Origin of the sequence: Streptomyces sp. TM32 (assembly GCF_004122755.1) — a bacterium.
Lineage (GTDB): Bacteria > Actinomycetota > Actinomycetes > Streptomycetales > Streptomycetaceae > Streptomyces > Streptomyces sioyaensis.
This window is the reverse complement of the sequence record NZ_SDIG01000112.1, coordinates 1-21891: the sequence shown is the minus strand read 5'-3', so window position 1 is coordinate 21891 and position 21891 is coordinate 1. Positions and strand designations below refer to the sequence as shown.

The 21891-nt window shown below is 71.4% G+C and carries 16 protein-coding genes and 3 pseudogenes; 8 read left to right on the top strand and 11 right to left on the bottom strand.

All coding sequences use genetic code 11. From position 1 onward, the window contains the following. Window positions 1-1305: pseudogene (locus EST92_RS22170) on the top strand (PAS domain S-box protein); the annotation flags it as partial. Between the two features lie 69 nt (window positions 1306-1374). Here EST92_RS22170 and EST92_RS22165 read toward each other — a convergent pair. Beyond that, the gene (locus EST92_RS22165) at window positions 1375-3024 is read right to left on the bottom strand and encodes a long-chain fatty acid--CoA ligase (RefSeq protein WP_129282596.1); all 1650 of its coding nucleotides are present in this window, start codon (window positions 3022-3024) and stop codon (window positions 1375-1377) included. 304 nt (window positions 3025-3328) lie between these two features. On the opposite strand from EST92_RS22165, the gene EST92_RS22160 reads away from it, so the two are divergent. Beyond that, on the top strand, window positions 3329-3568 hold the full coding sequence (locus EST92_RS22160) for a hypothetical protein (RefSeq protein WP_129282595.1): 240 nt from the start codon (window positions 3329-3331) through the stop codon (window positions 3566-3568). Between the two features lie 39 nt (window positions 3569-3607). Here the strand turns inward: EST92_RS22160 and EST92_RS22155 are convergent, their stop codons facing one another. Further along, window positions 3608-5452, bottom strand: coding sequence for a SpoIIE family protein phosphatase (locus EST92_RS22155; protein ID WP_129282597.1), 1845 nt, complete (start codon window positions 5450-5452; stop codon window positions 3608-3610). Window positions 5453-5799: 347 nt separating this feature from the next. On the opposite strand from EST92_RS22155, the gene EST92_RS22150 reads away from it, so the two are divergent. Then, complete coding sequence (locus tag EST92_RS22150; protein WP_254068954.1) at window positions 5800-10122, top strand: HAMP domain-containing protein; 4323 nt, start codon at window positions 5800-5802, stop codon at window positions 10120-10122. Further along, window positions 10119-10940, top strand: a complete 822-nt coding sequence (locus tag EST92_RS22145; RefSeq protein ID WP_129282593.1) for a response regulator — start codon at window positions 10119-10121, stop codon at window positions 10938-10940. The genes EST92_RS22150 and EST92_RS22145 overlap by 4 nt, the downstream gene beginning before the upstream one ends. A gap of 78 nt (window positions 10941-11018) precedes the next feature. Here EST92_RS22145 and EST92_RS22140 read toward each other — a convergent pair whose 3' ends face one another. Next, complete coding sequence (locus EST92_RS22140) at window positions 11019-11405, bottom strand: hypothetical protein (RefSeq protein WP_129282592.1); 387 nt, start codon at window positions 11403-11405, stop codon at window positions 11019-11021. Between the two features lie 240 nt (window positions 11406-11645). On the opposite strand from EST92_RS22140, the pseudogene EST92_RS22135 reads away from it, so the two are divergent. The 3 genes and pseudogenes from EST92_RS22135 to EST92_RS32320 form a co-directional block, all read left to right on the top strand. Further along, a pseudogene (locus EST92_RS22135) lies at window positions 11646-11993 on the top strand (Scr1 family TA system antitoxin-like transcriptional regulator); the annotation flags it as partial. Further along, window positions 11990-12247, top strand: a pseudogene (locus EST92_RS22130) (DUF397 domain-containing protein). The pseudogenes EST92_RS22135 and EST92_RS22130, both read left to right, overlap by 4 nt. A gap of 358 nt (window positions 12248-12605) precedes the next feature. Next, complete coding sequence (locus EST92_RS32320) at window positions 12606-12707, top strand: hypothetical protein (RefSeq protein ID WP_254068953.1); 102 nt, start codon at window positions 12606-12608, stop codon at window positions 12705-12707. On the opposite strand, the gene EST92_RS22120 is transcribed toward EST92_RS32320, so the two are convergent. The 8 genes from EST92_RS22120 to EST92_RS22085 form a co-directional block, all read right to left on the bottom strand. Next, the gene (locus EST92_RS22120; RefSeq protein ID WP_129282591.1) at window positions 12688-13848 is read right to left on the bottom strand and encodes a methyltransferase domain-containing protein; all 1161 of its coding nucleotides are present in this window, start codon (window positions 13846-13848) and stop codon (window positions 12688-12690) included. The two genes, EST92_RS32320 and EST92_RS22120, sit on opposite strands and share 20 nt — an antisense overlap. A 228-nt stretch (window positions 13849-14076) precedes the next feature. Then, window positions 14077-14613 carry a SigE family RNA polymerase sigma factor gene (locus EST92_RS22115; RefSeq protein WP_129282590.1) on the bottom strand — a complete coding sequence of 179 codons (537 nt, stop codon included), beginning with the start codon at window positions 14611-14613 and terminating at the stop codon, window positions 14077-14079. A gap of 275 nt (window positions 14614-14888) precedes the next feature. Continuing rightward, the gene (locus EST92_RS22110; RefSeq protein WP_129282589.1) at window positions 14889-16055 is read right to left on the bottom strand and encodes a lipid-transfer protein; all 1167 of its coding nucleotides are present in this window, start codon (window positions 16053-16055) and stop codon (window positions 14889-14891) included. Next, the gene (locus tag EST92_RS22105; RefSeq protein ID WP_129282588.1) at window positions 16052-16579 is read right to left on the bottom strand and encodes a MaoC family dehydratase; all 528 of its coding nucleotides are present in this window, start codon (window positions 16577-16579) and stop codon (window positions 16052-16054) included. The genes EST92_RS22110 and EST92_RS22105 overlap by 4 nt, the downstream gene beginning before the upstream one ends. Then, a complete protein-coding gene (locus EST92_RS22100) occupies window positions 16576-17853 on the bottom strand; it encodes an acyl-CoA dehydrogenase family protein (RefSeq protein ID WP_129282587.1) in 1278 nt (425 codons plus the stop codon). Before EST92_RS22100 ends, EST92_RS22105 begins: the two co-directional genes overlap by 4 nt. Before the next feature lies 1 nt (window position 17854). Beyond that, window positions 17855-19009: a bifunctional MaoC family dehydratase N-terminal/OB-fold nucleic acid binding domain-containing protein gene (locus tag EST92_RS22095; RefSeq protein WP_129282586.1), complete on the bottom strand. Its 1155-nt coding sequence runs from the start codon at window positions 19007-19009 to the stop codon at window positions 17855-17857. Beyond that, entirely contained in the window at window positions 19006-20229 is a 1224-nt protein-coding gene (locus EST92_RS22090; RefSeq protein WP_129282585.1) for an acyl-CoA dehydrogenase family protein, read from the bottom strand. Before EST92_RS22090 ends, EST92_RS22095 begins: the two co-directional genes overlap by 4 nt. Window positions 20230-20450: 221 nt before the next feature. Then, the gene (locus EST92_RS22085; protein WP_129282584.1) at window positions 20451-20756 is read right to left on the bottom strand and encodes a hypothetical protein; all 306 of its coding nucleotides are present in this window, start codon (window positions 20754-20756) and stop codon (window positions 20451-20453) included. Between the two features lie 402 nt (window positions 20757-21158). On the opposite strand from EST92_RS22085, the gene EST92_RS22080 reads away from it, so the two are divergent. Then, on the top strand, window positions 21159-21891 hold a 733-nt coding region (locus tag EST92_RS22080; protein WP_135789056.1), incomplete at its 3' end, for a bifunctional DNA primase/polymerase.

Genomic DNA, 21891 nt, shown 5'->3' with positions numbered 1-21891 from the left:
GTCAACACCGCCGAGGCCCCCGCCCCCACCGGCCGCCGGCGCGGTCGCCCCAGTCCCGCCGAGGAGGCCGCGAGCCCGTCGGTGCCCGCGCAGGGCGCGCCTGCCGCGCCGCAGCACCGTCAGCCGCTGCCGCCCGCCGCCGAGGACGACGGGCACGCCGCCGGGCACTCCCAGGGCAGGGCGTTCAGCGTGCGGACGCTCGGGCAGGGCGTGCCGTTCGCGCAGCAGATCGCCGACCAGCAGCGTCCGGGGCCGCCCCCCGGCAGCACCCCGCCCGGCGGTACGTCCGCCGGTTCGGGGCGCCGCCGTAAGCTCGCCGCGCCGCCGCAGGAGGGTGAGCGGTCGACGGCCGCCGGGCCCGCGGCGGCCGAGCAGCCTCCGCACCCCGGGGCACCGCCGCAGCAGCAGCCGCAGCACCCGCCGGCCGGCCCGCCGCAGCCGCATCTGCTGGACGCGAGCGAGGGCCGGGCCTTTGCGATCTCCGCGCCCGATGAGGGCAGCGAGGGCCCCGAGCCGCTGGACGGTCCGAACGGCGCCATAGAGGTGGTGGACCGTCAGCCGATGCCCAGGGACGACGAGCTGCCGCCGGAGCCGCTGGACAATCCGCGCCGGCTGCTGGTCTGGCCGGCGCCGGACGGCGCCACCCAGCAGGCGCTCAGCGACCGCGGCTACCGCCCGGTGATCGTCAACTCCCGGGAAGAGGTGGACGCCCAGATCGCCGCGTACCCGGCGGCGCTCTTCGTCGACCCGCTGACCGGGCCGATCACCCGCACCGCGCTGCAGTCGCTGCGTCAGGCGGCGGGCGCGGCCAAGGTCCCGGTCCTGGTGACGGCCGGGCTGGGGCAGGCCACCCGGGAGGCCGCGTACGGCGCCGATCCGGCCGTGCTCCTCAAGGCGCTGGCCCCGCGCGACAGTGAGGTGCATCCGCCGCGGGTGCTGCTGATCGAGCAGAACGACGACATCGCGACCGCCCTGACCACCTCGCTGGAGCGGCGCGGGATGCAGGTCGCACGGGCCTCCGCGGACGCCGACGCGGTCACCCTCGCCACGCAGACGCGGCCGAATCTGGTCGTGATGGACCTGATGCAGGTGCGCCGCCGGCGGGCCGGCATCGTCGACTGGCTGCGCGCCAACGGGCTGCTCGACCACACCCCGCTGGTCGTCTACACCTCCGCCGACATGGATCCGGCGCAGCTGCCCCGGCTGGCCGTCGGTGAGACGGTGCTCTTCCTGGCGGAGCGCTCCACGAGCGCCGAGGTCCAGGCCCGCATCGTCGACCTGCTCGCCAAGATCGGCACGAACTGACGACGGCCGGCGGGCCGGGCGCCCACGCCGCGGACGCCCGGCCCCGGAGCACCGCTCACGGCCGTGGGCTCACGCCAGCAGGGTGACCTCCAGCTGCCCGTCCGCGTACTGCTTGCGCAGCACCTTCTTGTCGAACTTGCCCACGCTCGTCTTGGGCACCGCCGGGATCACCGCCCAGCGCTCCGGCAACTGCCAGCGCGCGACCCGCTCGCCGAGGAACGCCTTCAGCTCCTCGTAGCCGATGGTCACGCCCTCGTTGAGCACCACCGTCGCCAGCGGCCGCTCGCCCCACTTGTCGTCCGGTACGGCCACCACCGCGGCCTCCAGGACATGCGGGTGTGCCATCAGGTGGTTCTCCAGCTCGACCGAGGAGATCCATTCGCCGCCGGACTTGATGACGTCCTTGGCCCGGTCGGTCAGCGTCAGATAGCCGTTCGGGGTGATCGTGCCGACGTCGCCGGTACGCAGCCAGCCGTCGGGGCTGAACTTGTCCTCCGGGCGCAGCGGTTCGCCCTGCGCACCGCCGTAGTAGGCACCGGCGATCCACGGACCGCGGACCTCCAGTTCGCCGGCGGCCCGGCCGTCCGAGGGAAGCCGCTCGCCGTCCGGGCCGATCAGCCGGGCCTCCACGGAGGCGGGGAAGCGGCCCTGGGTGGCGCGGTAGGCCCACTCCTCGTCGCCGCTGACCCCGGCCGGCGGGTGGGAGACGCTGCCCAGCGGCGAGGTCTCGGTCATCCCCCAGGCGTGCACGACACGGATGCCGTGGCGCTCCTCGAAGCCGCGCATCAGGGCGGGCGGGCAGGCCGAGCCGCCGATGACGACGGTCCGCAGGCAGGCGACATCGCGCTTCGTGGCGTCCAATTCGGCGAGCAGGCCCTGCCAGATGGTGGGCACGGCGGCGCCGACGGTGGGCCGTACGGTCTCGATCATCTCGGCCAGCGGCGCGGGCTGCAGGAAGCGGTCGGGCATCAGCAGGGACGCGCCGGCCATGAACGCGGCGTGCGGCAGGCCCCAGGCGTTGACGTGGAACATCGGCACGACCGGGAGGGTGATGTCGCGCCCGGTGAGGGCGAACGCCTCGGCGGTGTTGACCTGCAAGGAGTGCAGGTAGAGCGAACGGTGGCTGTACAGCACGCCCTTGGGGTCGCCGGTGGTTCCGGAGGTGTAGCAGAGCGCCGCGGCCTCCCGCTCGTCGATCTCGGGCCAGGCGTAGCTCTCCGGCCGTCCGGCGAGCAGCTCCTCGTAGTCGTGGACCCGCGCCGTGATGCCGTCCAATACGGAGCGGTCACCGGGGCCGACGACAACGACGTGCGCCACGTTCGGCAACTTCGCGAGCAGCGGGGCGAGCAGCGGTAGCAGGCTGCCGTTGACGAGGACGACGCGGTCCTCGGCGTGGTTGATGATCCATACCAACTGCTCGGCGGGCAGCCGCAGGTTGAGCGTGTGCAGCACCGCCCCCATGGAGGGGATCGCGAGATAGGCCTCCATGTGCTCCGCGTTGTTCCACATGAGGGTGGCGACCCGTTCGTCGTCGGCCACGGACAGCTCCTCGCGCAGCGCATGCGCCAGCTGTGCGGCCCGGCGGCCGATCTCGGCGAAGGTGCGCCGGTGCGGGTCCCCCTCGGTCCAGGTGATGACCTGCGACTCACCGTGAACCGTCGCCCCGTGGGCCAGGATTCGCGAGACGGTGAGCGGTACGTCCTGCATCGTGCTGAGCACCGGGTGCCTCCGCTGTGCTACGGGCGGTTAGTGGTGCTGCGATTGTCGGCGCATACCGCGTGGTATGTCACGCCCTCCGGAGTGTGTTCTTGCCCGCTCATGACCGGATGCGGCCACGGACGGGTTCGCCGGGCCCACCCCTCGATTCTCCCGTTCACCCACAGGGATGGCCCTGTCGGCACGTTGCTTGTGCCGTCTCCGCGCGCGCAGCACGCTGGCGATCACTGAGGATCCCCGGAAACCCCGGCGCTCGTTCTTCTCTTCTGCGTTTCTCTTCCGATCCCTCTTCTGACAGGAGCGTCCTATGCGCCCCCACCTCGGCCGTTGCCTCGTCCTTGCCGCCCTGGGCGGGATCGGTGCGCTCGCCTGCGGCACCGCTCAGGCGGCCCCGCAGGCCGCACCGGCCCCGCGTGCGGCCGGCGACGGCCCCTCGGTCGGCCGCCCGTTGTTCGCCGGGCAGTTCGACCCCGTCGGCGGGATGGGCGGCGGAGTGATCTCCGGCGGCGGCAAGCCGGCCTTCCTCAGGGCCGACGGCAGGCGGTAAGGACGAGGGCAGGCGGTGCCCCACGGACGCCGGTCGGCCTCATGAGGACCGGTCGGCCTCCGGGGTCACCGCCTGAAGGACCAGCACCGACAGATCGTCCTCGACCGGGCCGGTGCCGAAGTCGTGCGCGGCGCGCCGTACGTGCTCGGCGAGGGCCTTGGCACCCAGCCCCAGGCCCTCCCGCAGCACTTCCATCAGACCGTCGTTGTCGTCCAACTGCCAGTTGCCGCTGCGGCGTTCGGTGACCCCGTCGGTGACGCACAGCAGCGTCTCGCCCGGTGCGAGGGTGAAGGAGCTGGCCTGGAATTCGGTGCCCTCGTCGATGCCCAGCAGCATCTGCGGATCGGCGGCCGGCTCGACGGTGCCGTCGAGGAACATGTGCAGCGGTGGCGGGTGGCCGGCCGTGGCGACCGTGCAACGGGCCCCCGGTACGCCCGGGTCGACCTCCAGCTCGCCGTACAGCAGGCTCAGAAAGCGGGAGGTGGCCTGCTCGCCGCCCAGCTCCACCGCCTCGGCGCTCTCCTCCGCCATGGCCAGGTTCAACCGGCCGAGCACCGACTCGACGCCGTGGCCCTCACGGGCCAGCAGCCGCACCAGGTGGCGGGCCAGGCCGGTGACCGACATCGCCTCCGGGTCCTTGCCCTGGACGTCACCGAGCAGGAAGCACCAGCGGCGGTCGCCCATCGGGAAGACGTCATAGAAGTCGCCGCCGACGGTCTGGCCCTCGCCGTGCGGCTCGTAGACGATCGCCGTGTCGACACCGACGATGCTGGCGAGCGAGGCGGGCAGCTGCCGGCGCTGGAGCGCCAGGCTGATGGTGGTCTGCCGGGTGTACTGGCGGGCGGTGAGCACGGCTTGTGCGACCCGGCGCGCCACGTCCTCGACCATCCGCACCACGGTGTCGGTCATCTGGAGGTGCCCCGCCCGCCCGAGCAGCAGCACGCCCTGGTCGGTGTCCCGGGCGACGAGGGGAAAGGCGAGCGCCGACCCGCCCGTGGAGGACGCGCCGGCGGACTCCGGCCAGGGCCAGGGGATGCCGGCGGTGCGGACGACCTCGGTCGGCGGGTCCCGCTCCAGGTCGTCGCGGAGCGGGACGATCCGCCGCTCGTCGACGTGCCAGACCCGGGACAGCTGCATGCCGCCGCCCTCGGTGGTCAGCCAGATCGCGCACCAGTCGGCGAGCCGGGGCACCAGCAGCTGGGCGGCGAGCGCGGTGACCATGTCCTGGTCGAGCTGCCCGGCCAGCAGCTCGCTGGTCTCGGCGAGGAAGGACGGGCCGCCGCGGTCGGCCCATTCGGCGGCGGACCCGGACCGGCGGGCGCGCTCGCGCACGGTGTGATCCAGCGGTGCGGGAGGTGCGGCGCCGAGGCTGTCGAGCTGGGGAAGCGGGCTTCCGGCGGTGCCGGGCTCGCCCTCGGTGGCCTCCAGCCGGAACCAGACGGTCTTCACCGCCTTGCGGTAGGTCACGCCCCAGGACTCCGCCAGCGCGCTCACCAGCTGGAGCCCGTACCCCGGCTCTCCGCTGCGGGCGTCCACCCCGCCGCGTACCCGCCGGGAGGGGTGGCGGTCGGAGACCTCCATGACGACGCCCACCCGGGCCCGCCCCCGTCGCGCGCCCTCGCCCTCCTCGCCCGGCCGGACGTACTCCAGGCGGCAGGTCACATCGATATCGGTGCCGGCATACATCACGGCGTTGGTGACCAGCTCGCTGGTGAGCAGGACGGCGTCATGGATCAGCTCCTGGCTGATCGCCGCCGCTCCGGGCCCGGCCGTGGCGGGTGGTGCGGCCGCCCGTTCGGAGAGCAGCGCCCGTACGAACTTGCGCGCACCGGCCGCGGCAAGCTGGTTGGCGGGCAAGCCTTTCCGGGAGACGGATTCCGTCATGGGCGGGGAGGACAGCGAGGTCACTGCACCCCCTGGATGTGCCGGGAAAATACATCTACGGGCGCTTTATACTATGTCATACCTGCCCAAATGGATCACTCTGCCCGACCGGACCCACTCCATATCGATCTTTGGGGGGATGGTGTGTCATGGCGCTCGACCCGACCCGGCGCGAGTCTGCTCCGCAACCCCCGGATCCCCCTGCGTCCGCACAGCCCACCGAGGCCCGCGAGAGCGCACAGCCCACGGAGACGCCCGGGCCCGCGCCGCCCGTCCGGCTCCCCGACCAGCCCCCGCCCGACGGGCAATGGGTGCGCGCCAGCGAGCTGCGGCCGCTGCTCGCGGTGATGAACGCGCTGCGCGACGGAGACTTCACCACACGTGTACAGAGCACGCCGGACGGCGGCTCCGCGGACCCCGTGCTGGCCGATATGGCCGGTGTCCTCAACCAGATCATCGCCCGCAACGAGCATCTGGCGTCCGAGCTCCAGCGCGTACGCGGCGAGGTCATCCGGCAGGGCCGGCTGGACGAGCGGATCTCCGCGAGCCCCGGCCAGGGGACCTGGACGACGAACATCGAGGCGGCCAACACCGTGCTGGAGGCGCTGGTGGTACCGCTCGCCAAGGCCACCCGGGTACTGGACGCGGTGGCCGACGGTGATCTGACCCAGCGCGTCGATCTGCACGACGGCAACCGCCAGCTCCGCGGCGATCTGCGCCGGCTGGGCAGCGGCGTGAACCGCATGGTCGACCAGCTGTCGCTGTTCACCGGCGAGGTCACCCGGGTCGCCCGCGAGGTCGGCACCGAGGGGCGGCTGGGCGGCCGGGCCAAGGTCCAGGGGCTCTCCGGCGACTGGCTGCACGTGACCGAGGCGGTCAACACCATGGCGTCGCGGCTGACGGCGCAGGTGCGCGACATCGCCGTGGTCACGACGGCGGTGGCCACCGGCGACCTGACCCAGCAGGTGACGGTGGAGGCCACCGGCGAGCTGCTGGAGCTGAAGCTGACCGTCAACAAGATGGTGGACCAGCTGCGGGCGTTCGCCGACGAGGTGACCCGGGTGGCCCGCGAGGTCGGCACCGAGGGCCAGCTCGGTGGCCGCGCGCAGGTCAGGGGCGTCTCCGGGGTCTGGAAGGACCTCACCGACAACGTCAACTTCATGGCGTCCAACCTGACCTGGCAGGTCCGCAACATCGCCCAGGTGACGACGGCGGTGGCCAACGGCGACCTGAGCCAGAAGATCACCGTGGATGCCCGGGGCGAGATCCTCGAACTGAAGTCGACGATCAACACGATGGTCGACCAGCTCTCCGCCTTCGCCGACGAGGTCACCCGCGTGGCCCGCGAGGTCGGCACCGAGGGCCGGCTGGGCGGCCGCGCGCAGGTCAGGGGCGTCTCCGGGGTCTGGCGAGACCTCACCGAGAGCGTCAACTTCATGGCCGACAACCTGACCTCCCAGGTCCGCAACATCGCTCTGGTCGCCACCGCCGTCGCGGAGGGCGACCTCGGCAAGACGATCACCGTCGAGGCCAAGGGCGAGATCCTCGAACTGAAGACGACGATCAACACGATGGTCGACCAGCTCTCCGCCTTCGCCGACGAGGTCACCCGCGTCGCCCGCGAGGTCGGCACCGAGGGAAACCTCGGCGGTCAGGCGCAGGTCAGGGGCGTCTCCGGGGTCTGGAAGGACCTCACCGACAACGTCAACTTCATGGCGCTCAACCTGACCTCCCAGGTCCGCAACATCGCCCAGGTGACCACCTCGGTGGCCAACGGCGACCTGTCGAAGAAGATCGACGTCGATGCCCGCGGCGAGATCCTGGAGCTGAAGGACACCGTCAACACGATGGTCCAGCAGCTGCGGGCGTTCGCGGACGAGGTGACCCGGGTGGCCCGCGAGGTCGGCACCGAGGGCCGGCTCGGCGGCCGCGCCCAGGTGCACGGCGTCTCCGGCGTCTGGAAGAACCTCACCGACAACGTCAACTCCATGGCCGACAACCTGACCTCCCAGGTCCGCAACATCGCCCAGGTCGCCACCGCCGTCGCCAAGGGCGACCTGTCGAAGAAGATCGACGTCGACGCCCGCGGCGAGATCCTGGAGCTGAAGACGACGATCAACACGATGGTCGACACCCTGTCCTCGTTCTCGTCCGAGGTGACCCGGGTGGCCCGTGAGGTCGGCAGCGAGGGGCAACTGGGCGGCCAGGCCCGGGTCGAGGGCGTCTACGGCACCTGGAAGCGGCTGACCACCAGCGTCAACGAGCTGGCGCTGAACCTGACCACACAGGTCCGCGCGATCGCCGAGGTGGCCAGCGCCGTCACCCAGGGCGACATGTCCGGCTCGATCACCGTGGACGCCAAGGGCGAGGTCGCCGCCCTGAAGAACAACATCAACCTGATGGTCGCCAACCTCCGCGAGACCACCCGCGCCAAGGACTGGCTGGAGTCCAACCTGGCCCGTATCGCCAGTCTGATGCAGGGCCACCGCGACCTGGTCGAGGTCGCCGATCTGATCCTGCGCGAGCTGACCCCGCTGGTGAACGCTCAGTTCGGCGCGTTCTTCCTGGCCGAGGCGGGTGCCGAGCCGGGCGAGGGACTGGAGTTGATCGCCGGGTACGGCACCGGACAGCCCGAGGGCCGCCGTTCCCTGCCGCGGCTGCGGCTGGGCACTCCCGGCTGGGGTCTGATCACCCAGGCCGCCATGGAGAAGAAGCGCATCGTGGTCGAGGCCGTCCCGCCCGACTACATCACCATCAGCTCCGGACTCGGGGCCTCGGCCCCCGCCAGCATCGTCATCCTCCCGATCCTCTTCGAGGACCAAGTGCTCGGCGTCATCGAGCTGGCCTCGTTCAGCCGGTTCAGCGAGGTCCACCTCGCCTTCATCGACCAGTTCGTGAACACCATCGGCGTCTCGATCAACACCATCATCGCCAACGCCCGTACGGAGTCCCTGCTGTCGGAATCCCAGCGCCTGACCGCCGAGCTCCGCCAGCGCTCGGACGAGCTCCAGCTGACGAACGCCGAGTTGGAGGAGAAGGCGGCACTGCTGGCCACCTCCTCGCAGTACAAGTCCGAATTCCTGGCGAACATGTCGCACGAGCTGCGCACCCCGCTGAACTCCCTGCTGGTGCTCTCCCGGCTCCTCGCCGACAACCCCGAGGGCCGGCTCTCCGCACAGGAAGTGGAGTTCGCCGTCACCATCCACCGCGCCGGCGCCGACCTGCTCCAGCTCATCAACGACATCCTCGATCTGTCGAAGATCGAGGCCGGGCGGATGGACGTCCACCCCAAGACCCTGCCGCTCATCAAACTCCTCGACTACGTCCGCGCCACCTTCAAGCCGCTCACCCTCGACCGCGGCCTGACCTTCGACGTCAAGGTCGGCGAGAACGTCCCCAAGGAACTCTTCTCCGATGAGCAGCGCCTCCAGCAGATCCTGCGCAACCTGCTGTCCAACGCCGTGAAGTTCACCTCCTCCGGCGGCGTGGAACTCATCGTCCAGCGGGTGTCGGGCGCGGACTTCGAGGAGGAAGCCCTGCGCAACGCGGACGACGTCATCGCGCTCTCCGTCAAGGACACCGGTATCGGCATCTCGCCGGAGAAACTCGACGGCATCTTCGAGGCGTTCCAGCAGTCCGACGGCACCACCAACCGCAAATACGGCGGCACCGGTCTCGGCCTCTCCATCAGCCGTGACATGGCCGCGCTGCTGGGCGGCCGGATCATCGCCGAGAGCAAGCCGGGCGTCGGTTCGACCTTCACCCTGTACGTGCCCGCGCGCTACACCGGACCCTCCGCCACCACGGCGGCCCCTGTCGGGCCCCTCATCGCGGAGGGCCCCGTACCGTCCGAACCGGCCCCGGCCCCGGGTCCCCTGCCCACCCTGGGCGAACAGCGCACGTCCGCGCCCGAGGCCCTGGAGAAGGCGCCGCGCGGGGACGTCTTCCGCGAACAGGAAACCCATGAGCCGACCGCACCGGCGACGGCCCCCTCCGCCGACGGCGATGCCGTCACCTGGCCCGAGACCATCCGCCTCAAGGACTGGCTCAGCGGCCGCCCCGGCGAGGTGCTGGCCGACCGCCGCATCCTGGTCGTCGACGACGACATCCGTAATGTCTTCGCGCTCACGCACGTATTGGGCCGGGTCGGCATCACCGTGAAGTACGCCGAGAACGGCCGCGAGGGCCTGGAAGTCCTCAACCGGACACCGGATGTCTCGCTGGTGCTGATGGACATCATGATGCCCGAAATGGACGGTTACGAGATGATCAAGGCGATCCGGCAGGCACCTCGGTTCGCGGACCTCCCGGTCATCGCGCTCACCGCGAAGGCCATGCCGGGCGACCGCGAAAAGGCCATCAAAAGCGGAGCCAACGACTACATCCCCAAACCGGTGGATGTGGACCGGCTGCTGACCGTGATCTGCCGCCTCCTGGACCCGGAGGGCTGCTGTCCCGGTACGCCTCCTGAGCGCCCGGACGGGGGCGAGGCCGGGGGCGAGGCCTCCGATACGGGCGAGAGCACCGACGCCGACGAGATCACCGCCGACGAGGGCACGGGCCAAGCCACAAGCCGGGCCACGGACCTGAACACAGACCAGGACACAGACCGGGACACAGACCGGGACACGGGCCGGGACGACCAGGGAACGACGGGGGAGCAGTCATGACGACCGCACCGGACACCTCACCCAGCATCCTCATCGTCGACGACATGGAGGAGAACCTCGTCGCGCTGGAAGCCGTACTGGGCTCGCTCACCCAGAAGGTGGTGCGCGCACGCTCCGGCGAGGAGGCCCTCAAGGCCATGCTCCGCGAGGAATTCGCGGTCGTCCTCATCGATGTGCTGATGCCGGGCATGAACGGCTTCGAGACCGCCGCCAACATCAAGGGCCTGGACCAGACGAAAGACGTCCCGGTCATCCTCCTCACCGGCGCCTCCGTCGACCCCAACTACGCCTACCGCGGCTACACGGTCGGCGCCGCCGATTTCCTGATCAAGCCGTTCGACCCCTGGCTGCTGCGCACGAAGGTGAACGTCTTCCTCGACCTCTTCCGTAAGAACCGTCAACTCGCCGCCCAGGCAGACCAGTTGAAGCGTCTGCTGACCTCGGGCGAGATCCCCGGCGGCGAGGGCGCGCCGGGCCCGGCGGCGGCAACGTCCCCGACGGGCGCGGCCGCTCCCACGGCCCCGGCCGCGACGCCGGGAGCGGAGGAATCCCAGGAGCCATCGGAATCCGGGAAGGCCGGGCAGCCGGCTACGGGCCAGCACCCCGATCTCCCGCCGGTCCCGGGAGCCGCGGAGCCCGCCGAGTCCCCGCAGCCGGCAGCCGGCGACGCCTCCCGCCTCGCAGAGATCGCCGGCCAGCTCGCCGAAGTGGAACTCCTCCTGCGCGACGCCGAAGGCTCCGACAAGACCCGCCTCGCCGACCGCATCGCGGACCTGGAACAGGCGGTGGGCAGGCTGATGGTGAACCGGGGGACGTGACCGACGCGGAGCGGCAGCGGCACACGGCCACCTCGTCGAGCTGCCCCACGATCTCCTGTCGTGCCCCGTGCCCACCCGTTATCGGAGGTCCACCCAGGCGTACTCGTAGCCGTCTTCGAAGTTGCAGCTCATCGAGGACTTCTCGCCGGGCTTGCGCCAAGGGCCCCACCGCGTATACGTGATCAGGGGGTTGCTGTGGTTGATGCAGGTAGCCCGTGCACGGTGCCTGCGCCAAGAGGGCTGGTTCGAGCAGTAGGTGTGCACACCCAGACGGATGACGCCGTGGTGGTAGATCCTGCAAGGAGGGCCAGCAGCGAGCCGGGCCTTCTCGGCGGCTGCCGGTGAGGCTCCCTGGGCCGTAGTGCCGGCATGGGCGGGCGCGGCGACGATCACCCCGCCGAAAATCGCGATTCCCATGGCGGCGGCTGCCGCGCCGCGCCGCAGGGTCATCCTCCGTGCCTTCATGTGGGTCCTCCTTCATCGGCGGCCGGTTCCCTGGCCGGGCCCGGTGGGCCGCCGGTCGGTGAAAAGCCTGTCGAGGGCGGCGTCCCATGGCTACAGAGAGCGTGACCCATGGGGCTTTTTGGGACGCCCCACGGGGTGACCTGCTGGGATTTTGCCGTCAGCGGGAAATTGCGGGACGTGGGACGTGCGTTGCGCCGTGCCAGTGGTCGATGCGCTGCGGAAGCGGTGGAGATCACGACACTGACATTCGTGCAGGAAGAGGTCACACTGAAGCGGCCCATCGGGGGCAAGATGGTGTTGCGTCGGCAGCTCGAACGCATCTTGGACATCGGGCAGTTGAGGCACGTCGAGATCCAGGTGATGCCGACGGAACGCGAGGATCACGCCGGAATGAGCGGTCAGGTTCAGCTTCTGAAACTCAGGGATGGGTCGACCGTGGGGTACTCGGAGGCGCAGCTCACCAGTCGCCTGGTTGTGCATCCAAAAGAGGTACAGGTCCTCGAACTGCGATATGGAATCATCCGGTCCCAGGCTCTCACCCCACGAGAGTCGTTGGCATTCATCGAGAAGCTGCGGGGAGAGACATGACGCTGAGGCCTTCCGGTACCGCGCTGGTGTGGATAAAGAGCAGCTACAGCGGCAGCGACAACAACGACTGCGTAGAAGTCGCCTGACAGAAGAGCAGCTACAGCGGCCAGGGCAACGGCAACGAGTGCATCGAGGTCGCCACCGCCCCGGACACCATCCGCATACGCGACTCCAAGAACCCCCACGGCCCGCAGCTGCGCGTCCGCCCCACCACCTGGGCCGACTTCCTCGCGTACGCCGCCGACGCGCGCTGACGCGGTCAAAGGGCCTCGGGCGCCTTGCTCCTGGGCCCGCCCGCGTCACCGGTGTTGAGCGTGCCGGCCGGTTCGAGCAGTAGGACGGGGTCTCCTCATCGGCCACCCCGGCCGCCGCGTACACCGGGCCGGGAGGCGAACCGGCTGGCCGCCGCGTTGCGCGACCTGCTGGACTCCCGTCTGCCGGCCGGAATATCCGTCCCGGAGGCGGCTGCCGTCCTGCACGCCCACCCCACGCATCCGATCCGCTGCTTCAAGCAGACCTACGGGCTGCCGCCGCACACCTACCTGATCGGCAAACGCATCGAACGGGGCCCGTGGACTCCTGCTCGACGGCAGCCGTCCGGCGGAGGTCGCGGTGGCCGCGGGCTTCCACGATCAAGCCCATCTGCACCGGCACTTCACCCGGTACGTGGGCACGACACCGGGGCGCTACGCGCTCACGCGACTCTCCCGCTGACGCTCACCTCATGGCGCGTGCCCCAGCCGTCCGGGGTGAGGCGCAGCCGCTGCCGGTGCACGCCGGGACGGCCGGCGGCCACGTACTCCTCGTACGCCCGGGCCACCTCGTCCCACAACTTCCTGGCGCCGTACTGGGACACCGCGAAGGCCGAGGTCTGCTGTCCGTCGTAGTCCACACAGGCCCAGCTGCTGGTCCGGCCGTCGGCCAGCCAGAGCCGCGTATGGGCCTCCGCCACCTCGGTGTCCCACACATGCCAGGCCCCCGGCACGCGGAGGCCGACATACATCTGCGCATCGAGGTCGTTCCCGGCAACCGACCAGGGGGACAGCCCCGTCATGGACCGCTCGGGGTCCTGGCCCGCCCCAGGAAAACCGGCTCGTAGCTCTGCATCGACCTGTTGGGCGCGCAGGAGCATGAACGAACCGAACGGGGCGAGCGAACCCTCGGCGGTTCCGTCTGCCTGCTTCGTGGCGATGAGCGTCCCGAAGTTGCACCAGGGGGTGTCCCACGGGATGACGAGGAGACCGCCGGTCACGGTCTGCTCCAGCCAAGGGAGCGGCACGGTCCGGACGGAGCAGGTGGCGATGATCCGGTCGTAGGGGGCGTTCGGCCGCCAGCCGCCCGCGCCGTCCGCACACACCACGTCCGGCTGCTGCCCACTGGCTTTGAGCGCCCGCTGTGCGCGGCGCGTCAGCTCGGGGTCGACGTCGAGCGAGGTCACGTTCTCCGCCCCACAGACGAAGGAAAGCAGGGCCGCGTTGAACCCGGTGCCGGTACCGATCTCCAGCACCGAGTGCCCCGCTTCCGCGCTCAGCGCCATCAGCATGCGTACGACCACACTGGGCATCGACGCGGAGGAGGACGGCGCACGGTGGCCGTCGGGCCCCTCCGCGAACTGGGTGACGAGAGGGGCGTCGCAGTAGGCCGCGCGCCACCAGCGGTCGGGTTCGCTCTCCCGGTCACACGGCTCGTGGCCGCCGTTCCCGTCACGCAACCACAGGGTGGCCGGCAGAAAGAGGTGGCGGGGTACAGCGCGCAGGGCAGCTTGCAGGTGAGCGGGGACGGGGAAACCGAGCTGCCCGGCGATCTCGTCCAGCAGACCGCCGATGGACTCCTCGGGGACCGGACGCGAGGTCAACGAGCCTGCTCGGGCTTCGGCGGCGGAGTCGGTTCCGGAGCCGGTGGGATCGGGCGATCCGGCTGCTGCCCGTCATCTCCGATCGGACTGCGATGCTTGCCCACTTCTTCGTCCTCCTTCGCCTGATAGCCAGAGCACGAAGAGCGTATGGCCGGCTGGAGAAGTGACGGAAGGGCGCAAAGGGGGCATGCGCCGGGCGCGCCCGTTCGGGGCGTTGCGGCGTCCGGGTCAGGACGAGAGCATCCCCAGCTCCGGGTCCTCGCGGAGCTTGGCCAGGGCGCGGGAGACGGCGCTCTTGACCGTGCCGACCGAGACCTCCATGATCTCGGCGGTCTGGGCCTCGCTCAGGTCCTCGTAGTACCTGAGGACGACCATGGCCCGCTGGCGGGGCGGCAGTCGCAGCACCGCGCGCCACATCGCGTCGCGCAGGCCCTGGAGTTCGGCGGGGTCGGGCGCCGGCTGCGGTTCCGGCTCCGGCAGCTCGTCGACGGCGAACTCCTCCACCTTGCGCTTGCGCCACTGGGAGGTACGGGTGTTGATCAGCGCGCGGCGGACGTAGCCGTCCAGGGCGCGGTGGTCCTCGATGCGCTCCCAGGCCACGAAGGTCTTGGTGAGCGCGGTCTGGAGGAGGTCCTCGGCGTCGTTCGGGTTACCGGACATCGACCGCGCAGCGCGCAGCAGGACCGGCCCCCGGGCCCGTACATAGGACGAGAACGTCGGGAACACAGCGGCGGTCGAAGCGCTTGTGCACACTGGCGTGGTCATGTGGACCACGCTAGGAGCGAGGGCGGCCCCAGCGGATCGCCCCCAGGTGCCGAAGCGCCATCCGCCTCAAGTTGTACGGGTAGGGGCCGCCGGACCTCCTTTGGGGGGACCGGCCGGGGCGGTTCCCCCAAGGGGTCGGCGCTTGTCACACCTTCCCCTTCTGTCCCACACGTCCCAGGCTGCCGACTCCTCCCGGGCGGTGTCGTAGGCCTGGCGAGCGGCGATGACCTGCGGAAACTGCCAGGCAGTCGCTGGCCGGGCCGCCCACCGAATCGCTAGCCGTCCGCGCCCAGGACCAGACCCGAGGTGGGCACTCCCGTGCCCGCCGTGACCAGCACGTGTGCGGGGGTGCCGGCCTGGTTGACGGAGGTGCCGCGGAGCTGGCGTACGGCCTCGGCGATGCCGTTCATGCCGTGCAGATAGGCCTCGCCGAGCTGGCCGCCGTGGGTGTTGAGGGGGAGGGCGTCCGCGGCGACGAAATCGGCGGCCTCGCCCGGCGCGCAGAAGCCGAACTCCTCCAGCTGCATCAGCACGAAGGGGGTGAAGTGGTCATAGAGGATCGCGACGTCGATGTCGGCGGGGGCCAGACCGGAGGTGCGCCAGAGCTGGCGGGCGACCACGTGCGTCTCGGGGAGGCCGGTCAGCGCGTCGCGGTAGAAGCTGGTCATCTGCTCCTGGGCGCGGCCCGCGCCCTGGGCGGCGGCCGTGATCAGCGCCGGCGGGTGGGCCAGCGTGCGGGCCCGCTCGGGCGAGGTCACCACGACCGCCTGGGCGCCGTCCGTCTCCTGGCAGCAGTCCAGCAGCCGCAGCGGCTCCACGATCCAGCGGGAGGCGGCGTGGTCGGCGAGGGTGATCGGCCGGCGGTGGAAGTACGCGGCCGGGTTGGTGGCGGCGTGGCGGCGGTCGGTGACCGCGACATGGCCGAAGGCCTCCGGCGTCAGCCCGTAGGTGTGTAGGTAACGCCGGGCGGCCATGGCCACCCAGGAGGCGGGGGTGAGCAGACCGAAGGGGAGGTTCCAGCCGAGTGCCGCCCCCTCGGCGGAGGGCTCGCGCTGCTGTACGCCGGAGCCGAAGCGGCGGCCGGAGCGCTCGTTGAACGCGCGGTAGCAGACGACCACTTCGGCGAGGCCGGTGGCGACGGCCAGGGCTGCCTGCTGGACGGTGGCGCAGGCCGCGCCGCCCCCGTAGTGGACCCGGGAGAAGAAGGACAGTTCGCCGATGCCGGCCGCCTGCGCGACGGTGATCTCGGGGTTGCTGTCCATGGTGAAGGTGACCATGCCGTCGACGTCCGCGGGGGTCAGCCCGGCGTCGTCGAGGGCGGCCCGTACGGCCTCGACGGCGAGCTTCAGTTCGCTGCGGCCGGAGTCCTTGGAGAACTCGGTCGCACCGATCCCGGCGATCGCGGCCCGGCCCCCAAGGGAATCGGCGCGATGGATGCTCATTCGGTGCCCTCCGGGAGACTCGCGGTCGCTGTGCTCTCCTGGAGACTCGCGGTCGCTGTGCCCTCCGGGAGGCCCGCCGTCGCCGCGTCCTCCTGGAGGCTCCCCATCGCCGCGTCCTCCTGGAGGCTCCCCATCGCCGCGTCGCCCGGGAGGCTCACCGTCGCCGTGCCGGTTACGTGGTGGCCGAGGCCGTTCGCGCCGACGACCCGCACCACGGCCGTACCGTCCGACACCTCGGTGACGGTGCCGCGCAACACCATGGTGTCCCCTGGGTAGTTGGGGGCGCCCAGACGGATGGCAACCTTGCGCAGGACGCAGCGCGGCCCGAAGTGGTCGGTGAGGTAGCGGCCGACCAGCCCATTGGTGGTGAGGATGTTCATGAAGATGTCCGGGGAACCCTTCTCCCGGGCCGCCTCGGCATCGTGGTGTACGTCCTGGTAGTCACGGGAGGCGAGAGCTCCGGCGACGATCAGGGTGCGGGTGATCGGGATGGTGAGCGCCGGAAGCTCGTCACCGGCTTTCATGAGGCGGCCTCCTGCCGGGGCTGGGGGGCGGGTTCGTCGTCCGGGGCGGGTCTGCCCTCCGGGCCTCGTGCGTCGTCCGGGTCTCGTGCGTCGTCCGGGGCCCGTGCGTCGTCCGGGTCTCGTGCGTCATGCGCGTCCTGCGACAGCCCCGCGTCCCGTGCTTCCCCTACGTCCCGTGAAGTGAGCAACTGCCCCAGTTCTTCGAGTACTTCGGCTCCCGAGCCCAGATATCCGGCCAGTTGCCGTCCCCACAGGAAGTGCCGGTGGACGGGGTGGTCCAGGTCGGCGCCGATACCGCCGTGCAGATGCTGGCCGGTGTGCACCACACGGGTGCCCGCCTCGGCGGCCCACCAGGCGGCGGTCAGCGCCTGTTCCCCGGCGTCCAGGCCCGCGTCCCGGCGCCAGGCCGCCTCGTAGGCGGTCAGCCGGATCGCCTCGGTGTCCATATAGGCGTCGGCGGCGCGCAGCAGGACGCCCTGGTGGGTGGAGAGCGGACGGCCGAACTGCTCACGCGTGGTGGTGTGGGACACCGCACGGGCCAGGGACCCGGCACAGACCCCGGCCTGGAGGCCCGCGAAGGCAGTACGGGCGGTGGCCAGGACATCGGCGTACGGGCCGTACGGACGGGCGGCGGGCGGCTGCGGGGCGCCCGCATCCGACCCCCCACGTTCGGTCACGCCCCGCCCCAGGCATTCGGCAGGCGCGTCATCGAGGGTGAGCCGGCCCGCCGACCAGGGGGCGGTGGTCTCGACCGGGTCCCGTCGCACCCCGGGGGCGTCGGTACGGAGCAGCCACAGCGTCCGCGTCGGCCCGTCCGGCACCAGCACATGGGTGGCCGCGCGCAGCCACGGCACCACGGGGACGCTGCCGGTCAGCCGCCCCGTCCCGTCCGCCGACGGCACCGCCCGCACCCCACCCGGCCGGGCCGGAAAGGCCCCGGTGGCGATCACGCTGCCGTCCCGGAGCGCCGGCAGCAGCCGCGCGCGTTGGTCCCCGCTGCCGTGCGCGCCGACCGCCAGCAGGCCGTAGACGCAGCTCGCGGCGAACGGCACCTGCGCCGTCGTACGACCCTGCTCCTCCAGCATCAGGACGAGTCCGAGCAGCCCGGTCTCCGCCACCGCGCCCGGCAGCCCGGCCGTGCACAGCGCCTTCCAGAGCTCGGCGTCCGTACCTGCGCCGCAGTCGGCGAGGCGCTCGGGGGTGGACAGATCGCCGAAGATCTCCGCGGCCAGTTCGCGGGCCGCCGTCTGCTCCGGTGTGGGGGTGAAGTCCATGTCACCCCTCACCGCCTGGCGTCGCACGGAAGACCGGCAGCTCGTACTCCTCGTCCTCCTCGTCCACCCGCTGGAAGGCGAGTCGGACGGGCATGCCGATGCGCACCTGGTCGTACGGGACGCCGACGATGTTGCTGACCATCCGCACCCCCTCCGCGAGTTCGATCAGTCCGACCGCGTAGGGCGGGTCGAAGGCAGGGAAGGGCGGGTGGTGCAGCACGACGTAGGAGAAGACCGTTCCCGCGCCGCTCGCCTCGACGGTGTCCCACTCCGGTGCCCCGCAGCGGGAGCATCCCGGCAGCCAGGGGAACCGCAGCGTCCGGCAGCCCGCACACCGCTGGATCAGCAGCCGGTGCCGGGCGACGCCTTCCCAGAAGCCGGCGTTGTCGCGGTTGATGACGGGTCGGGGTCGCCGCGGGGCGGGCCGGCCGGCTGCAGCGGCCGACTGCGGCTTCTGCTCCGGCTCCCGTTCCGGCTTCTGCTGCTCTGCCGTCCGTTCCGGCGGGGCTTCCGGGGTGTGCGGGGCCTCCGGGGCCTTCGGGGCCTCCGGAGCCTTCCGGGCGGACGGGGCGTACTTGAGGATCCGGAAGCGGTGCGTCCCCGCGAGTTCCCCGTCCGCCCATATGTCCATCCGCGTCGTGACGAAGTGCCCCGTCCCCAGCTTTGTCGTCTTGCGCTCCGACACGGCTTCGATCACCGCGTCGAAGGTGATGCGGTCGCCGGGCCGCAGCGGTCGCAGGTACTCCTGCTCGCAGTCGGTGGCGACGACGGAGGTGTACCCGGCGCCGTCCAGCAGCGCGAAGAGTTCGTCGAACGCGCCCGAGCGGTCCGTATGGCCGGAGAGGCCACCCATCGTCCAGGCCTGGAGCATCGTCGGCGGGGCGATGGCGTCGGGCCCCCGATAGGCCGGACTGGTGTCGCCCACCGCCTCGCACCAGTGCCTGATCATCGGCGCGTTGACCGGGTCCTTGCCCGCCCCCGCGCGCGCGGCCGACCGCCCCTCGTACGCCTTGAGCCGTTCGCGGGGGAGCACGTCCACGGGCCGGGCGGTACAACGCACCTCGGGCACCGGCTCCCCCGGCGCCGACTCCTCCTGCACCGACTCTCCCGGCGCCGACTTCCCCTGCACCGACTCCCCCTGCGCCACCTCGCTCATCGCCGCCCCCTCCGCATCCCCAGCCGCATCGTCGCGACGATCTCCCGTTGGATCTCGCTCACTCCGCCCCCGAAGGTGTTGATCTGCGCCGCACGGTTCATCCGCTCCAGTTCGCCGCCCTCGAAGGCGCCCGGTGAACCGGCCCGCACCAGGGCGGCGTCCCCCGCCACCTCCTGGCACATCCGGTAGACCTCGACGGCGCTCTCCGTCCCGGCGAACTTCGCCCCGCCCGCGTCTCCGGGGTTGAGCGACCCGGCGCCCACGTCCCCGACCAGCCGCCAGTTCAGCAGCCGGGTCGCGGCCAGCCGGGCGTGCGCCTCCGCGAGCCGGGACCGTACCCAGGGCCTGTCCGCGGGCCGTTCGCCGGTCTCCGGATCCGGCGTACGGGCGTACGCCAGCGCCGCGTCGAAGGAGTCCTCGGCCTGCATCCCGAGGGCGGCCAGGGCGACGCGTTCGTGGTTGAGCTGGTGGGTGATCAGCTGCCAGCCGCCGTTCTCCGCACCGACGAGGTTCCCGACCGGGACGCGAATGCCGTCGTAGTAGGTGGCGGTGGTCATCAGCCCGCCGACCGTCTCGATCGGCGTCCAGGAGAAGCCGGGTGCGTCGGTGGGCACCAGGATGAGGGAAATGCCGCGGTGCTTGGGCGCGTCGGGGTCCGTGCGGCAGGCGAGCCAGATCCAGTCGGCCCGGTGGGCGTTGCTGGTGAAGCTCTTGGCGCCGTTGATCAGCCAGTGGGCGTCATCGGCCGCGCCCTCGCCACCCGGCTGCTTCGCCTCGTCACCCGGCTGTTTCGCCTCTCCACCCGGCCGTTTCACCGCGCGGGTGCGGAGTGCGGCGAGGTCCGTGCCGGCCTCGGGCTCCGTATAGCCGATCGCGAAGACCAGCTCGCCACTGAGGATGCGGGGCAGGAAGAAGTCCTTCTGCTGCGGGGTGCCGTACGCCATCAGGGTCGGGCCGACGGTGTTGAGGGTGACCATCGAGACCGGAGCGCCCGCGCGGTACGCCTCGTCGAAGAAGACGAACTGCTCGTCGGGCCCGCGGCCCTGCCCGCCGTACGCGGTCGGCCAGCCCAGCCCCAGCATGCCGTCGGCGCCGATCCGGCGCAGCACCGCACGCTGCTCCGCGGCATCCTCGACCGGCCCGTTCGGCAGCAACGCACGGAAGTAGCGGCGCAGTTGGCCGCGCAACTGCTCCTGGCGCGCGGTGGGGGCGAGGTGCACGTCGGCGGCCTCCCCTTCTGGTGGCCGTACGCCCGGTCCCCGGTGCGCAGGGAGCCGGGCACACGAACGAAGCGAGCGGGTTTCTGACTGTCCGTCAGAAACCCGCTCACTGTCAAGGCCGGCGCAGCGAACTCCGGAGCAGCCCCATTCACTCCGTGCCGGCCCTGACGCCTCACCCGTCGGTCAGCCGCACCGCACTCCCCTTGCGGCGGGCCACCGACTCACCAGAGCTTCGTGAAGTTGACGGTGGTGTTGGTCTGGTCGATCTGCGTGGGGCCGGAGCCGTTCACGCTCGCGGTGTTGTTCTGAGTGGCGGCGCCGGCTCCGTTGGCGACCTGCTGACCGGTGGTCGAATTGCCGAGGTTGGCGCCGCCGACACCGCTCCCCGCCTGGCTCGTCGCCGCCGAACTCGACCCGCCGGTCGCGAAGCCACCGTTGTCGGCCTGCGCCACGCCGGCGCAGAGCACGACCGCGAAGGGAAACGCGGCGGCAGCGGCGAGGACGCCGGCGGTACGGATGCTTGCCATGTCTATTCCTCCTACGGAACACGACTTCTGGACCTACCGCGCCGACTCTGGCGCGGACCTGCTGCGCGGGGGTCTGATGTACGGCTGACATACGACTCTGATGTACGGCTCTGCGGCTCTCCTGTACGGCACCACTGGTACGACTCTGCACTGGTACGACTCTGCTGCGCGGGACCGAAATTGCTGGAACTTCCTTGTGCCACCGGGTAGTTGGCCGACCACCGTGGCGCTTGCCTCGACGTCGCGCACTCAGGCTTGCCCACGAATCCGCGGCGAACCCATCACGAGGGCCCGATTCCCCCGCAAGCATGATCACCCCCGAATAAACCTCCGCCGCCGGCGCACGGGCCGCTCCCTCCACACCCCCTTCCCTTCATCGAACGTTCGTACGAAAATGGAGCCATGGCCACGCACCGACGCCATGAACGCCACACCGAAACACCGACCGACCGCCGGCCCGATCCACGCCCCGACCACCCGCCCGACCTGCGAGCTGACCTGCCGCCCGACGTGACGGCCGGCGTTCCGGCCGGGCCGCCCCCCTCCGACGCCGGGGCACCCGGCCCCACACCCACCGAGCCGCCGGAACCGCACGCCGCCGCGCTCGCCGAGGCACTCCTCGCCGCCGGCCGCGGCTACCCCGTCATCCCGCTGACCCGCAACAAGCTCCCCGCCATACGGTCCCCGCACCGCGGCCGTCCCGCGGCCCCGCCCTGCCGCGGCGAGTGCGGCCGGCTCGGGCACGGCGTCCATGACGCGAGCACCGACCCGCTCACCATCCGCCGGATGTTCGCCACCGCCCCCTGGGCCACCGGCTACGGCATCGCCTGCGGCCGGCCCCCGCACCACCTCATCGGCGTCGACCTCGACACCAAGAACGGCGCCGACGGCCTGATCGCCCTACGGTTCATCGCCGAACAGCACGACTTCGCGATCCCGCCCACCGTCACGGTCCTCACCCCCAGCGGCGGCCGCCACCTCTGGTTCACCGGCCCGCCGACCACACCCGTACCGAATTCGGCCGGGCGGCTCGCCCCGGGCATCGACATCCGCGGCACAGCCGGCTATCTCGTGGGCCCCGGCTCCGTCACCACCCACGGGCGATACACCCACGCACCGCACACCCCCCGCCACC

Coding starts and splice junctions, on each gene's coding strand:
- EST92_RS22160 (WP_129282595.1), top strand. CDS start 3,329: ATGCGCCCCCACCTCGGCCGTTGCCTCGTCCTTGCCGCCCTGGGCGGG.
- EST92_RS22155 (WP_129282597.1), bottom strand. CDS start 5,452: ATGACGGAATCCGTCTCCCGGAAAGGCTTGCCCGCCAACCAGCTTGCC.
- EST92_RS22150 (WP_254068954.1), top strand. CDS start 5,800: ATGAACGCGCTGCGCGACGGAGACTTCACCACACGTGTACAGAGCACG.
- EST92_RS22145 (WP_129282593.1), top strand. CDS start 10,119: ATGACGACCGCACCGGACACCTCACCCAGCATCCTCATCGTCGACGAC.
- EST92_RS22140 (WP_129282592.1), bottom strand. CDS start 11,405: ATGAAGGCACGGAGGATGACCCTGCGGCGCGGCGCGGCAGCCGCCGCC.
- EST92_RS22115 (WP_129282590.1), bottom strand. CDS start 14,613: ATGACCACGCCAGTGTGCACAAGCGCTTCGACCGCCGCTGTGTTCCCG.
- EST92_RS22110 (WP_129282589.1), bottom strand. CDS start 16,055: ATGAGCATCCATCGCGCCGATTCCCTTGGGGGCCGGGCCGCGATCGCC.
- EST92_RS22105 (WP_129282588.1), bottom strand. CDS start 16,579: ATGAAAGCCGGTGACGAGCTTCCGGCGCTCACCATCCCGATCACCCGC.
- EST92_RS22100 (WP_129282587.1), bottom strand. CDS start 17,853: ATGGACTTCACCCCCACACCGGAGCAGACGGCGGCCCGCGAACTGGCC.
- EST92_RS22095 (WP_129282586.1), bottom strand. CDS start 19,009: ATGAGCGAGGTGGCGCAGGGGGAGTCGGTGCAGGGGAAGTCGGCGCCG.
- EST92_RS22085 (WP_129282584.1), bottom strand. CDS start 20,756: ATGGCAAGCATCCGTACCGCCGGCGTCCTCGCCGCTGCCGCCGCGTTT.